The following is a 13,573-nucleotide window of genomic DNA, read 5'->3' on the forward strand; positions in this document are numbered from 1 at the left end:
AGTGTACCTATCGATCTCGCCGGTACTGGGCCGGGGAGGTCCGGGTGCCGCGATCCTCGTGCGAACCGGCCCTGCCGCGGTCGACGTGGAACGTGGTCAGCGTGCTGACCGGCGAGTTCGGGTCGCGCCGGTCCCCGATCACGCGCAGGTGCGTGCTCCACCGCCGCGGCGTGACCTCGTAGACGTCGTAGCCGTACCGGTTGCCTTCGAAGTACTTCAGGTGCGGGTTGGCGCCGCCCATCACCGGCCCGTTCTCGGCGTTCCATTCGGGTGAGTAGGCGCCGGAGGACACCGAGTGCGCGGTGAACTCGGTGCCGATGACCGGGGCGTCCGGGTTGTCGAAGTCGGGCCGGATGTCGTCGACGAAGGCCGAGTGCCAGTCGCCGGTGATCACCACGAAGTCCTCCAGCCCGGTGTCGTGCACGTGGGTGAGCACCTCACGCCGTTCAGCCAGGAAGCCGTCCCACTGGTCGGTGAAGTAGTACCCACCGCCCGGCTTGGCGAGCTGGCTCAGCATGATCGAGTTCACCCAGCAGTGCCAGGCGTTCCCGGCGTTGCTGACCCGGTCCTTCAGCCACGCCTTCTGCTCGGCGCCGAGGATGGTGCCGTCCGGCAGGTTCTGCGCCGACCGGTACTGGCGCAGGTCCAGGATCGACAGGTCGAGCAGGTCACCCCACGACCGCTGCCGGTAGACCTGCGGCGTCGCCGGGTGGTCGGGGCGGACCGGCAGGTGCTCGAACCACGCCTGGTAACCGGCGTCACGACGGGCACGCAGCGACGGCGTGGTCCCGCTGTAGTCGTTGACGACCTCGTGGTCGTCCCAGGTGATGAACCAGGGGTGCGCGGCGTGCGCGGCCCGCAGCGACGGGTCGCCCTTGTACAGCGCGTGCCGCCGCCGGTAGGCGGGCAGCGTGGTGACCGCCGGGCCTTCGTGGTCGCGGACGTGGTCCCCGCCGACCTGCCCGTGCTCGTAGATGTAGTCGCCGAGGTGGACCACAAAATCCAGGTCCTCGTGGGCGATTCCGCGGTGCGCGGCGTAGAAGCCGTCGTGGAAGGCCTGGCAGTTCGCCGACGCGAAGCGCACGCGCCGGACGTGCCCGGCGGGCGCGGTGCGGGTGCGGCCGGTGCGGCTGGTCCTGCCCAGCGCGCGGAACCGGTAGTAGTACCGCCGCGCGGGTTCGAGGCCGGTGACCGCGATGTGCACGCTGTGCCCGAGCGCGGCGGTGGCGGGCGCCGACCCGTGCGCGACCCGGTGCCGGAACGCGGTGTCGGTGGCGACCACCCATTCCACCTCGACGGTGTCCGGCAGCGGTTGCTCCTCGGCGAGCGGCTGCGGCGCGAGCCTGGTCCACAGCACCACGCTCTCCGGCAGCGGATCCCCCGATCCGACGCCGACGGTGAACGGGGCTTCGTCCCAGCTGGCCCCCAGCGCGGCGGCGGCTTCCTCGGCCTGGGCGAGCGTCAGCCCGCCGCTCAGCGGCCAGGCCACGCCCAGCGCGCCAGCGGCGGCGGCCCCGCGCAACAGATCCCGTCGGTTCAGCGGCATTTGCGGCTCCTGTCAGTTCGGCTCCCGACACCGAACCCGGCCTACCTGACGCGAAGACCACCCACAAGTGAACCGCTCATGGCGATCCGATCACCGACAACAACGGCAGTACCACGCAGAACTCCGTTTTCCCCGGCTTGCTCCGCACCCACACCTTCCCGTGGTGCGCGGCGACCACCGCGGCCACGATGGCCAGCCCGAGCCCGGTGCTGCCCGCCGCCCGCGACCGCGAGGTGTCCCCGCGGGCGAAGCGCTCGAACACCTCGGGCAGCACGTCCTCCGGAATGCCCGGCCCGTCGTCGGCCACCACCAGCCGCACCTCACCGTCCTTTGTCGACAGTTCAGTGCGGACGGTGGTGCCGGCCGGGGTGTGCGCGCGGGCGTTGCTCAGCAGGTTCAGCACCACCTGCTGCAACTGCCCTGCCTCGCCGATCACGCGGATGGGCTCGGCGGGCAGTTCGAGCAGCCACCGGTGGTCCGGCCCGGTCACGTGCGCGTCGGCCACCGCGTCGGCGACCAGCCCGGACAGCTCGACCGGGGCGTGCACCACCGGCCGCCCCTCGTCCAGCCGCGCCAGCAGCAGCAGTTCCTCGACCAGGGTGGTCATCCGGGTGGACTCCGATTCGACCCGGCTCATCGCGTAGACGAAGTCCGGCGGCAGCTCGGCGGTGCTGCGCCGGGTCAGCTCCGCGTAACCGCGGATCGACGCGAGCGGGGTGCGCAGTTCGTGGCTGGCGTCGGCGACGAACTGCCGTACCCGGCTCTCGCTGCGCTGGCGCGCGGCCAGCGCGTGCGAGACGTGGTCGAGCATCCGGTTCAGCGCCGCGCCGACCTTGCCCACCTCGGTCCGGGTGTCGGTGTCCACTTCGGACACCCGCATCGGCAGTTCCGGCTCACCCCGGTCCAGCGGCAGTTCGGCGACCTTCGCCGCGGTGGCCGCGACCCGGTCCAGCGGCCGGAGCGTGCGGCGCACGGTCAGCGCGGCGACGCCGCCCGCCAGCACCAGCCCGCCGAGCGCGACGCCGCCGAAGATCCAGCCGAGCCGCCACAGCGTGTCGTTCACCTCGGCCAGCGGCAGCGCGCGGAACCGGATCTCGCCCTCCGGTCCGGTGGTCGCCTGCATCCGGTATTCGCCGAGGTCGCCGATGGTGATGCTGACCGGGCGGCGCGGTGAGGTCAGCCCGGTGAAGGTGGCCGCGTCGCTCGCGCTGAGATCGGTGGCGGCCCCGTCCCCGAGGATCTTGGCGTCCAGCACCTGACCGCCGTAGACCACGCCGAACACGGTGTCCTTCGGCTGCCCGAGTTCGAACCGCACCCGCGGCCCCGGCAGGCCGCCCGGCGGTGGCGGGTGGTCCTCGAAGGTGGTCAGCTGACTGTCCACCCGTTCGAGCAGGAAGTCACGCAGCGCGAACTCGGTGACCACGCCGATCACCAGGCAGACCAGCGAGAGCAGGGCCACCACCTGCGCGATCAGGCGGCCGCGCAGCGACCACGGCCGCCGCAGCTCAGCTCGCAGGCTTGAGGACATAACCCGCGCCCCGCATGGTGTGGATCATCGGCGCGCGGTCCGCGTCGATCTTCTTGCGCAGGTAGGAGATGTACAGCTCGACGATGTTCGCCTGCCCGCCGAAGTCGTAGCTCCACACCCGGTCCAGGATCTGCGCCTTGCTGAGCACCCGTTTCGGGTTGCGCATCAGGTACCGCAGCAGCTCGAACTCGGTGGCGGTGAGCGTGATCGGCTGCCCGGCGCGGTGTACCTCCCTGGTGTCCTCGTCCATGGTCAGGTCACCGACGGTGAGCAGCGAATCCGACGCCGCGGTGACCACCCGCGCGCGGCGCAGCAGTGCCCGCAGCCGCAGGGCGACCTCCTCCAGGCTGAACGGCTTGGTCACGTAGTCGTCACCACCGGCGGTGAGCCCGGCGATCCGGTCCTCGACGGCGTCCTTCGCGGTCAGGAACAACACCGGCAGGTGCTCGAACTCGGTGCGCAGGCGCCGGATCACCTCCAGCCCGCTGAAGTCGGGGAGCATCACGTCGAGCACCACCGCGTCGGGCCGGAACTCACGGGCGACGCGCACCGCCGTGGTGCCGTCGCCCGCCGTGCGGATTTCCCAGCCCTCCATCCGCAAGGCCATGGACAGCAACTCCGCCAGCGGCGGCTCGTCGTCGACGACGAGCACACGCACCGCGCGGCCAGGCACACCGGTCATAACAGCAGTGTCGGCGACCCGGGTAGGCCTCGCCTGTGGAAAGCCTGTGCGCCACCTGTGAACCGGTAACAAGCGACTTTGTGCCAAGCTCGGGATCGTGCGGGACATCACCGGGTCGCTGGCGCGGCAGGCGTGGCTGATCGCGGTGGTCTGCACGGTCTCCGACGTCAGCGTGGCCCTGCTGATCGGCCCGCCGCTGACCGGCTGGCGTCCCTGGGCCGTGGTGCTCGCGACGATGGCCGCCGACCTGGCGCTGGCCGGGCCCGCGCGGTTGTCCGGGCTGGTCGCGCTGGGCCACGCGGTGCTGTACCCGCTGACCCCGCTGCTGCTCAACGACCTGCCCGGCGCCGAGGCCTCCAACACCGCGGGCATGCTGATCGCCGGCTACCGCGCCGGGGCCTGGCTGAGCACGCTGCCCGCGGTCGCGGCGCTGCTGGCGCTGCTCACCGGCTCGGTCATCGGCGAGTTGCTGGAGCGCAACCTGGCCGGGCGCGACTGGCGCCTGCTCAGCGCGATCCTGCTGGCCAACACCGTGCTGCCGTGGCTGGTCGGCCGCTACACCACCGCCCGCCGCGCGCGGATCGCCGAGCTGGAACGCCGTGAGGAGGCGGCCGTGCGGCGGGCGGTGGCCGAGGAACGCAGTGCGGTGGCCCGCGACCTGCACGACGTCATCTCCCACCACGTCAGCGCGATCGGCATGCACGCCGGCGCCGCCCGCCTCGGCCTCCCCGACGGCGCGGACACCCCGGTGCACCGGTCCCTGTCCGCGGTGGAGACGGCCAGCCGCGCGGCCATGCAGGACCTTCGACGGATGCTCGACCTGCTGCACGGCGAGCAGGCCGCGGTCCGCCAGCCGGGCGTCGGCAACCTGGAGGAACTGCTGGAGGGCACCCGCGCGGCCGGGCTGCCCGCGCGCCTGCGCACCAGCGGCGTGCCCGGTGAGCTGCCCGGCTCCGTGGACGTCGCGGTGTACCGGGTGGCGCAGGAGGGCCTGACCAACGCGCTGCGCCACGGCGCGGGCGGTCCGGTGGACGTGGAGCTGTGCTACCGACCCGAGGAGATCACCTTGAGCGTGACCAATCCGATCACGCCCGGCGCGCGGCCCGCCGCCGGCGAGGGCACCCGGCGCGGCCTGGCCGGGCTGCGCCAGCGTGTCGCGATGTTCGGCGGCGAGTTCACCAGCGGACCGTCCGACGACGGCCGGAGCTGGCGCATCTCGGCGACCTTCCCGATGGAGGCGGGGTGACCACGCGGGTGCTGCTCGCCGACGACCACGCGATGTTCCGCTCCGGCATGCGCGCGGTGCTGGACACGCAGCCGGACCTGGAGTGCGTCGGCGAAGCGGCCGACGGGCGGGCGGCGGTCGCCGAGGTCGCCCGCCTGCGTCCCGACGTCGCCGTGCTCGACGTGCGCATGCCGAAGCTCGACGGGCTGGCCGCCACCGAGGCGATCCTCGGCACGCCCGGCTGCGTGACGAAGGTGCTCGTGCTGACCACCTACGACCACGACGACTACGTGTACCGCGCGCTGCGTGCCGGGGCGAGCGGCTTCCTGCTGAAGAACCTGCCGCCGGAGGAGCTGGTCTCGGCGATGCGGGTGGTCGCCCGCGGGGACGCGCTGATCGACCCGTCGGTCACCCGGCGGCTGGTTTCCCGGTTCACCACCAGCATCGAGCCGCCCGCCGGGCCCGCCGAGCTGGACCGGCTCACTTCCCGCGAGCGCGAGGTGCTGCTGCTCATCGCGGACGCCCGCAGCAACGCCGAAATCGCCGAGGCACTGCACGTCGGGGACGAAACGGTGAAAACACACGTGTCGCGCATCCTGGCCAAGCTCGGCCTGCGCGACCGCGTGCACGCGGTGGTCTACGCCTATCAGCACGGCCTGGTCAGGGCGGCTCCCCGGGACTGACCCGGGGGTCGTCCCCCGTGCAGGGGACGCCGGAATCCCCCGCCGCTGTGACGCTTTGTGCTCGCGTCGTGCCTAGCTTGGACAACCGTGAGGCTCAAGGGGTGGGGCGCGGGGGCGCTGGCCGTGCTGGCGGGGATCTTCTGGCTGCTGCTCGGCGCGGGTCAGGCGAACGCGGACGGCGGGCCGATCGGCACCGACGTGCACGTGGCGCAGACGCTGGGCGAGCGCGAACTGACCGTGGTGATCCGCCGGGTGACCGAGGTGCCGGGCCCACTGAGCGTGGACGTCATCACGCACGCCGGGACCGCGCCGGGCAGGCTGGACCTGGCCGCGTCGTTCGCCGGGACAGCGTCGGCCCGCACGCAGGTGGAGCTCGGCGCGACCCCGGGCACGTACGGCGCCACGATGACGGTCGACCGGGCCGGTCCGTGGGAACTGGCCGTCAGCGACGGCACGCAGGTCGCGCGCATCCCGTTCGTGGTGCCCGCGCAGGTGCCCGCACCGTGGGAAAAGGCGGCGTACGGCGGTTTTGTCGCGGCGGGCGTGCTGCTGCTGGTCGCCTTGTACGCCGCGGTCCGGGCGCGGAGGTCGTGGCACGCGCTGCTGCCGGCGACCGGCGTGGTGGCCGCGCTCGCCGTCGCGATCACCGCGGCGCTGCTGTCGTCGAGCATTCCGCCGCCCGCGCGTGACGTGCTCGACCCGACCGTGGACACGGTCAACGACCCGTACGCCCCACTACCCTCCACAATGGACACCAACCGGCCGCCGCTGAACCTGGCGGTGAGCGGCACCCCGGCCGGGTTCACCCTGCGGCTGACCGACAGCGCCACCGGCCGCCCCGCCGACGACCTGGTGGTGCACCACAACGCGCTGGTGCACCTGGTGGCGATCGGGCCGTCGGGCCGGTTGTGGCACCTGCACCCGGTGCGCACCGCGCCGGGCACCTACACCGCGCGCTTCGGCACCACCGAAACCGGCCGGTTCGCGTTGTCCGCCGAGGTGGCCAGGCGCGGCGGCGGCACCCAGCTGCTCCGGTCCACATTGGACACCGAAGGTGGGCCAGGAGCGCCGGAACCGGTGCCGGGGCTCGGCACGCGGACCATCGACGGCGTTCCGGTGACAGTGCACGCGGGTGAGGTCCGCGCGAACGCCGCCACCGCGATGACCGCGAAGTTCGGCGACACCGGCACGCTCCAGCCGTGGCTGGGCATGACCGGGCACCTGATGGTGGTCGGCCCGCTGCCGGATGCCACACCCGTCGGCGCCGCCACGGCCACCGCCCCGACCTGGGCACACGTGCACTCGATGACCGGGCTGCCGGTGATGTCCGGCCGCTCGGCCGCGGGACAGCCGGACGAGACGGTCGCCGCCTACGGCCCCGAAGTCCGGTTCACCTACACCTTCCCGGCACCCGGCCGGTACCGCCTGTGGTTCCAGGGCATGCGTGATTACGCCGTGATCACCGCACCCGTGGAACTCGACGTGCCCGAAGGAGACCGCCCGTGAAAAAGCCCGTCGCACTGGGGATCGCGGGGGCCGCGCTGCTCGCCGTGCTGGCCTGGCTGCTGTGGCCAGCCGGTTCGGACGGCGCGGCCAGCATGGAGGTCGCCGGGCAGCACCACACCGTGCGCCTGCGCGTCGAGGCCCCGAAAACCGGGCTGAACGCCTTCGACCTGGAGGTGGCCGACGCGCTCGGGCACCCGGCCGAAGGCCTGGAGGTCACCGTGGAACCGGTGATGGCGCAGATGGGCCACGCGCTGGAGCCGGTGCCAGCGACACCACGCGCGCCCGGCCGCTACCACGCCGCGGACACCCTGCTGCCGATGTCCGGGCAGTGGGAGATCACCGTGCGCCTGCGTGACGGCACCGCGGGCACCGAAGAACTGGTTTTCCCGCTGCTCGTGGGAAGTTGAGGGAGGAAACGATGGATCTCACGGCTTCACTGTCACCCCCGGTGGCCACCACCAGGGCCGCGGCCGGGGCCAGGGCCTGGTTGCCGGCGTCCGGCCTGCTCGCCGGCACGCTGATCACGCTGGTCGGGCTGACCTGGGACGTGGAGTGGCACGACGATGTCGGCCCGGACACCTTCTTCACGCTGCCGCACCTGTTCCTATACACCGGCAGCGCGATCGCCGGGCTGGTCAGCCTGGTGGTGGTGCTGTCCACCACGGCGGCGCAGCGCGCCGGGCGGCCGGTGGACGAGGCGGTCGGCGGCCGGGCGGTCGGCGTGTTCGGCCGCACCTTCGCCGCGCCGGTCGGTTACCTGGTCGCGGGCACCGGTGGTGCGTTGTTCCTGCTGTACGGCCTGTGGGACCTGTGGTGGCACAGCCTGTACGGCTTCGACGCGGTGATCGACTCGCCACCGCACATCGGGCTCCTGCTGTCGGTGATGGTGACCATGGTCGGCACGGTGATGGTCTTCGCTGCCGCGCGGTCGCACCGGTGGGGTGTGTTCGGCACGCTGGCGAGCGTTGCGGTGCTGCTGTCGTTCAGTTCGGTCACCGTACTCGGGTTGTCCGATGTGGACACCGCGGTGAACGCGGTGACCATCGGCATGACCTTCCTGTCGGTGATGCTGATCCTGGTCGCCCGGGGTTTCCTCGGCAGGCCCGGTGGTGCGCTCGGCGCGGCCGTGCTGCTCGGTGCCTGGCAGGCGTTCTCGTGGTGGTTCTCGCCCTGGGCCGCGCACGCCTACGCCGCCGCGGTCGGCCTGCCGCTGCGCGACAACGTGGACGACCTGGCCTCGATGCCGGCGCTGATGCCGATGTGCCTGGTCGGCGCCGCTCTGCTGGCGGAACTGGTGCTCTGGGCCACCAGCAGGCGCGGCTCGGCGCCGCGCTGGGCCGGTGCGCTCGCCGGTGCCGTCGCCGGATTCGTGGTGGCGGGCGCGCAGCCGTTCCAGGACGCCTGGCTCTACGAGACCGGCGTGCCCGCCGCCGGGCAGCTCCTGGCCACCGCCGGCGTGGGAGCCTCGTTCGGCCTGCTCGGCGGCTACCTCGGCTGGCGCTTCGGCGGAATGCTGCGGCTGCTGGCCCCCGCTCGCGAGAAGGAGACGGTGTGATGCGCAAGCTGCTCACCCTGCTGGCCACGATCGGGCTGCTGGTCGCCTCGGCCCCGGCGGCCTCGGCCTACGAGCCGGTCAACATCGTGCACACCGAGCGGGTGCAGGCCGGGCCGTACGGGCTGACCGTCGGGTTCAGCACCTGGCCGCTGAAGGCCATGCAGTCGCTCGACTTCACCTTCATCCCGGACGGCGGCATCGCGGACAAGTCCGGCGTGTTCGCGATGACCAATCCGGAGACCGGGCGGCAGGGCCGGGAGAACCCGCTGACCAGGCACCCGCGCAAGCTCGACGTGTGGGGCCTGGACATCAGGGCGCTCAGCAGCCAGGGCGACTGGAAGTTCCGGTTTGTCATCGACGGCCCGGCCGGGCGCGGGGAAGGCGAGCTGAGCAGGCTGCCGGTGCTCGAGCAACCCGGCCCGCCGATGGCGCTGAGCTGGTCGATCAGCGTGCTGCCGCTGGTGGGGCTGATCGGCTTCCTCGCGGTGGCGTGGCGCCGCACCCGCGACCGGCTGACCGAGCGCGGCTGAACCCGGCTGAACACGCTGTACACCGATCACCGCCGGGAGAGCGGCTTTTTCAGCAGGTCGTGAAAATTCTCTGATCAGATCTGTGAATTAGCGCACGTTCTTCCACGGGCTGAGAATCGCGGCTCTCCCGGCGGGATTTTCACCGCAGGTCGAACTGACCCGCCTTCACCGCGGTCACGAAGGCGTCCCATTCACCGGCGTCGAATACGAAGACCGGACTCTCGGTGAGCTTGGTGTCGCGCACCCCGACCAGTCCGGGCACGCCGAGGTTGACCTCCACGCAGTTGCCCCCGTTGGGCTCGCTCGCGAAGGACTTCTCCCAGGCAGAAGCCTCGAACCGCGCCGCGGCCGTGCCCGGGTCGTAATCGGTGACCCGGGGATAATCCGCCATCTGACCTACCTCCATGCCTGCATCACGAACCCGCCACACCTGGCCCAGGTGGACCCGCTACTGGCAACCCTCCGTGAGAAAACCGCCGTGCGGGCGGGGCCACCCGGGTGATCACCCGTCGATCGCTCGACAGCAAGATTAATCTAGGAGTAGGATTATTCCTAGCGGCATGGGGGGCACGGTCAGGATATCGCCGTCGCGGCGGCCCGATCGGCCAGGCGGATCCTCAGGGGAGGACACAGGTTTGCACACAGGGGACGTTTTTCCGGATCGAACCGACAACACCCAGGCCGGGAACGGGAGGAGCTGACCGATGACCGTGCGCCTGCTGGCCCCGACCGAGCGCCGCGAAGAGCCGGACTCAGCCCTTCCTGGCGACCCCGCCGAGCATGAAGGACGCTGGCGGATTATGCGCGACCTCGGCGGTAGCCTCGGATTCCGCCTCGTCAAGACGCCACTCCGGAAGCCAGACCACCCCCGGGTCCACCACGGCGAAGTCACCGAACAACGCCGTGAACTCGGCGCGGGTGCGCAGGGTGACGGGGGTGCTGGACTGCTTGTACTGCTCGTGGACGGCCTGGAGCTGAACCAGATGCTCGGGCGGCACCCCGTCGGTCGTGCCGTGTGACATGATCAACAACGATCCCGGCGGCAGCAGCTCGCGGTAACGCGCGACCGCCGCCTCGCCCCCGTCCTCGGGGGAAACGAAGTGCAGCACGGCCACCATGAGCAGGCCGAGCGGCTTCGCCGGGTCGAGCACGCCGGTGGCGAAGGCCTGCTCCCACACGTTTTCCACGTCACGCAGGTCTCCGTGGAGGACCGCGTGCCTGCTCGGATCGCCGTTCTCCTCCAGCAGGATCTTGCTGTGCGCCACCGCGACCGGCTCGTTGTCCACGTAGACGCAGCGGGTGCTCGAATCGAGCTTGTCGGCCACCTCGTGCACGTTGCCCACGGTCGGCACGCCGGAGCCGAGGTCGAGGAACTGGGTGATGCCGTTGCGCACCGCGTAGGTCACCGCCCGGCCGAGGAACTCGCGGTTCACGCGGGCGTTCATCCGGCCGTGCGGCACGGCCTTGAGCGCCTTCTCACCGAATTCCCGGTCGATCGCCCAGTTCGCGGTGCCGCCGAGGAACCAGTCGTAGACGCGCGCGGCGTTCGGGCGCTCCAGGTCGATGCCCTGCGGGGCGAAAGCTGGCTCGTCTTGCTCGGTCATGGCGCGCTACCCCCTGTGGCGATGAGGATCCCAGCCTATCCCTTGGCGGCACTGTCCTTCGCGAGCTGCACCCGGTAGTGCTCGGCCAGTTCCTTGAAGAACTGCCGCGTGTCCTGGTGCTCCAGCGCCGCCCCGCGCAGCCTGTCCCACGAGTCGACGAAGAGCTGGAAGTCCTTGACGTCGTCCAGGTACAGCCCGCCCGCGGAATGCTCGATGTAGACAAAATCCCTGGTGCGGTCGGGAAAACGCATGATGGTGAAGTCGTTGGGCACCGAGGCGAGCCTGGCCTCGAAGGGCAGCACGTGCAGGTAGACGCGGGCCCGCTTCTCCAGCTCCAGCAGGTGTTCCACCTGGTCGAGCATCACGCCGGGCGAATGCCCGCCGGGTGCCCGGCGCAGCGCGGCCTCGCTCAGGATGAACCGGTAGTACGGCGGCTGCTGCTGGTCGAACACGGCCTTGCGGTCGAGCCGGTTGCGCACCAGCGAGGTGACGTCGGTGGCGCCCGCCTCGGTGAACTGCTTGAGCATGTAGTGCTCGGACTGCAGCGGGCCGGGAATGCGCTCGCCGTGCCAGGTGAGGATCTCCGCGGCGGCCGGTTCGAGATCGGTGAAGGTGCGGAACCAGTGCGGCACCACCGAGCGGTAGCCGGACCAGTGCCCGCGCTGCCCGGCCGCGGCACGGGCCAGGTTCATCAGGGTCTCGGCTTCGTCGCCGACGATGCCGAAGGCGTCCAGCATGGCGCGCACGTCGCCGAGCTTGACGCCGACCGCGCCCGACTCGATCTTGTTGACCTTGCCCTGGGTGCAGCCCAGCACGTCGGCGACGGCCTGTTGCGTCATCCGCGCCGCGTTGCGCGCGTGCCGCAACTCGTTGCCCAGCTGCTTGCGGCGGGAGGTGATGGTGCTCGCCATCAGCGACCCCCAGACCGACCGGCCAGTCCCACGGCACCCCTACACAGACGTAAACGTATTAATCGGTGATGACGCTCCGACATTACCCTCTCACGCAGCGGAAATCGACTGGCCGCGCGCCCGGAGTTCGGTGACTCGCCCGTAACCGGCGTCCGCGACTAATCTGCGGACGAGGTCCAAGACGGAAGGCGGCACATGAGCAAGAAGGCGAGCATCGGGGTCACCGGGCTGGCGGTGATGGGCCGCAACCTGGCCCGGAACCTGGCGCGGCACGGGCACACGGTGGCCCTGCACAACCGCTCGGCGCAGCGCACGCGCGACCTGGTCGAGCAGTTCGGCTCGGAGGGCGAGTTCATCCCGGCGTACTCGGCCCAGGAGTTCGTCGACGCGCTCGAGCGCCCGCGCCAGGTGGTGATCATGGTCAAGGCGGGCGCGCCGACCGACGCGGTCATCGAGGAGTTCGCGCCGCTGCTGGAAAAGGGCGACGTGATCGTGGACGCGGGCAACGCGCACTTCGCCGACACGCGCCGCCGCGAGGCCGAGCTGCGTGAGCGCGGGCTGCACTTCGTCGGCACGGGCGTCTCCGGTGGTGAGGAGGGCGCGCTGCACGGCCCGAGCATCATGCCCGGCGGCTCGCCGGAGTCCTACGAATCGCTCGGCCCGCTGCTGGAGGACATCTCCGCGAAGGTGGACGGCACGCCGTGCTGCGCGCACATCGGTCCCGACGGGGCCGGGCACTTCGTGAAGATGGTGCACAACGGCATCGAGTACGCCGACATGCAGCTGATCGCCGAGTCGTTCGACCTGCTGCGCGGCGCCGCCGGGTACGAGCCGGCGCAGATCGCCGAGGTCTTCCGCACCTGGAACACCGGGCGGCTCGACTCCTACCTGATCGAGATCACCGCGCAGGTGCTCGCGCACACCGACGCGGCCACCGGCAAGCCGTTCGTGGACGTGGTCGCCGACCAGGCCGAGCAGAAGGGCACCGGGCGCTGGACCGTGCAGATCGGCCTCGACCTCGGGGTGCCGATCAGCGGGATCGCCGAGGCCACCTTCGCGCGGTCGCTGTCCGGGCACGCCGGGCTGCGCGCGGCCGCGCGCGGGCTGGCCGGTCCCACGCGGGCGAAGCTGACCGGCTCGGAGGCGGAGAAGTTCGCCGACGACGTCGAGCAGGCGCTGTACGCGTCCAAGGTGGTCGCCTACGCGCAGGGCTTCAACCAGATCCAGGCCGGGAGCGCCGAGTACGGCTGGGACATCGACCTCGGGCAGGTCGCCACCATCTGGCGTGACGGCTGCATCATCCGGGCGAAGTTCCTCGACGACATCCGCTCGGCGTACGCCGCCGAGACCGAGCTGCCGACGCTGCTCACCGCGGGCCAGTTCCGGAAGGCCGTCGAGGACGCGCAGGACGCGTGGCGCTCGGTGGTCGGCACCGCGACGCGCCTCGGCATCCCGGCGCCGGGATTCGCCACTTCGCTGGCGTACTACGACGGGCTGCGCGCGGAACGCCTGCCCGCCGCGCTGATCCAGGGCCAGCGGGACTACTTCGGCGCGCACACCTACCGCCGGGTGGACCGGGAAGGCTCGTTCCACACCCAGTGGGCCACCGACTCACGCCCCGAGCAGCCCGCCTAGCACCCGGCCAATGTCACGAATGTGGCTTTCGAGACGCCAAACCTGGATCCACCGATGTGTTTTGTCGGTGGATCCAGGTGGTGGTTGTTGATCTTGTGGTGGTGGTTGGGCGTGTGGGATTGACCGGTCTCGCATCCGGTGTGTCCACTGTGGCTTGGTTGTGGGGTT

Annotated in this window: 13 protein-coding genes; 7 read left to right on the forward strand and 6 right to left on the reverse strand. The window is 71.3% G+C overall.

Annotation, left to right across the window (positions count from 1 at the left end; genetic code table 11):
- Nucleotides 1–7: 7 nt before the first annotated feature.
- From A4R43_RS27760 to A4R43_RS27770, 3 genes are all read right to left on the reverse strand, one after another.
- A complete protein-coding gene (locus A4R43_RS27760) occupies nt 8–1,546 on the reverse strand; it encodes an alkaline phosphatase D family protein (protein ID WP_113694995.1) in 1,539 nt (512 codons plus the stop codon).
- Between the two features lie 76 nt (nt 1,547–1,622).
- Nucleotides 1,623–3,074 carry a sensor histidine kinase gene (locus A4R43_RS27765; protein WP_113694996.1) on the reverse strand — a complete coding sequence of 484 codons (1,452 nt, stop codon included), beginning with the start codon at nt 3,072–3,074 and terminating at the stop codon, nt 1,623–1,625.
- Nucleotides 3,052–3,756, reverse strand: a complete 705-nt coding sequence (locus tag A4R43_RS27770) for a response regulator transcription factor (RefSeq protein WP_113694997.1) — start codon at nt 3,754–3,756, stop codon at nt 3,052–3,054. The genes A4R43_RS27765 and A4R43_RS27770 overlap by 23 nt, the downstream gene beginning before the upstream one ends.
- 97 nt (nt 3,757–3,853) lie before the next feature.
- On the opposite strand from A4R43_RS27770, the gene A4R43_RS27775 reads away from it, so the two are divergent.
- The 6 genes from A4R43_RS27775 (at nt 3,854) to A4R43_RS27800 (ending at nt 9,255) form a co-directional block, all read left to right on the forward strand.
- A complete protein-coding gene (locus tag A4R43_RS27775) occupies nt 3,854–5,002 on the forward strand; it encodes a sensor histidine kinase (RefSeq protein WP_113694998.1) in 1,149 nt (382 codons plus the stop codon).
- A gap of 32 nt (nt 5,003–5,034) precedes the next feature.
- A complete protein-coding gene (locus A4R43_RS27780; protein WP_205215539.1) occupies nt 5,035–5,664 on the forward strand; it encodes a response regulator in 630 nt (209 codons plus the stop codon).
- 87 nt (nt 5,665–5,751) lie between these two features.
- Nucleotides 5,752–7,170, forward strand: coding sequence for a hypothetical protein (locus A4R43_RS27785; protein ID WP_236808317.1), 1,419 nt, complete (start codon nt 5,752–5,754; stop codon nt 7,168–7,170).
- Nucleotides 7,167–7,577, forward strand: a complete 411-nt coding sequence (locus A4R43_RS27790) for a FixH family protein (protein WP_236808319.1) — start codon at nt 7,167–7,169, stop codon at nt 7,575–7,577. Before A4R43_RS27785 ends, A4R43_RS27790 begins: the two co-directional genes overlap by 4 nt.
- 11 nt (nt 7,578–7,588) lie before the next feature.
- Nucleotides 7,589–8,725: a hypothetical protein gene (locus tag A4R43_RS27795; RefSeq protein ID WP_113695001.1), complete on the forward strand. Its 1,137-nt coding sequence runs from the start codon at nt 7,589–7,591 to the stop codon at nt 8,723–8,725.
- Nucleotides 8,725–9,255, forward strand: coding sequence for a hypothetical protein (locus A4R43_RS27800; protein ID WP_113695002.1), 531 nt, complete (start codon nt 8,725–8,727; stop codon nt 9,253–9,255). Before A4R43_RS27795 ends, A4R43_RS27800 begins: the two co-directional genes overlap by 1 nt.
- Before the next feature lie 139 nt (nt 9,256–9,394).
- Here the strand turns inward: A4R43_RS27800 and A4R43_RS27805 are convergent, their stop codons facing one another.
- From A4R43_RS27805 to A4R43_RS27815, 3 genes are all read right to left on the reverse strand, one after another.
- The gene (locus tag A4R43_RS27805; protein WP_113695003.1) at nt 9,395–9,646 is read right to left on the reverse strand and encodes a DUF397 domain-containing protein; all 252 of its coding nucleotides are present in this window, start codon (nt 9,644–9,646) and stop codon (nt 9,395–9,397) included.
- Nucleotides 9,647–10,007: 361 nt separating this feature from the next.
- Nucleotides 10,008–10,859 (reverse strand): SAM-dependent methyltransferase, encoded by an 852-nt coding sequence (locus A4R43_RS27810; RefSeq protein WP_113695004.1) that lies wholly within the window; start codon nt 10,857–10,859, stop codon nt 10,008–10,010.
- A gap of 35 nt (nt 10,860–10,894) precedes the next feature.
- A complete protein-coding gene (locus A4R43_RS27815; protein ID WP_113695005.1) occupies nt 10,895–11,770 on the reverse strand; it encodes a helix-turn-helix domain-containing protein in 876 nt (291 codons plus the stop codon).
- A 195-nt stretch (nt 11,771–11,965) separates the two neighbouring features.
- Between A4R43_RS27815 and gndA the strand changes: the two genes are divergently transcribed.
- On the forward strand, nt 11,966–13,405 hold the full coding sequence (gndA, locus tag A4R43_RS27820; RefSeq protein ID WP_113695006.1) for an NADP-dependent phosphogluconate dehydrogenase: 1,440 nt from the start codon (nt 11,966–11,968) through the stop codon (nt 13,403–13,405).
- Nucleotides 13,406–13,573 lie beyond the last annotated feature (168 nt).

The organism is Amycolatopsis albispora (genome assembly GCF_003312875.1).
In the GTDB taxonomy this organism is placed as follows: domain Bacteria; phylum Actinomycetota; class Actinomycetes; order Mycobacteriales; family Pseudonocardiaceae; genus Amycolatopsis; species Amycolatopsis albispora.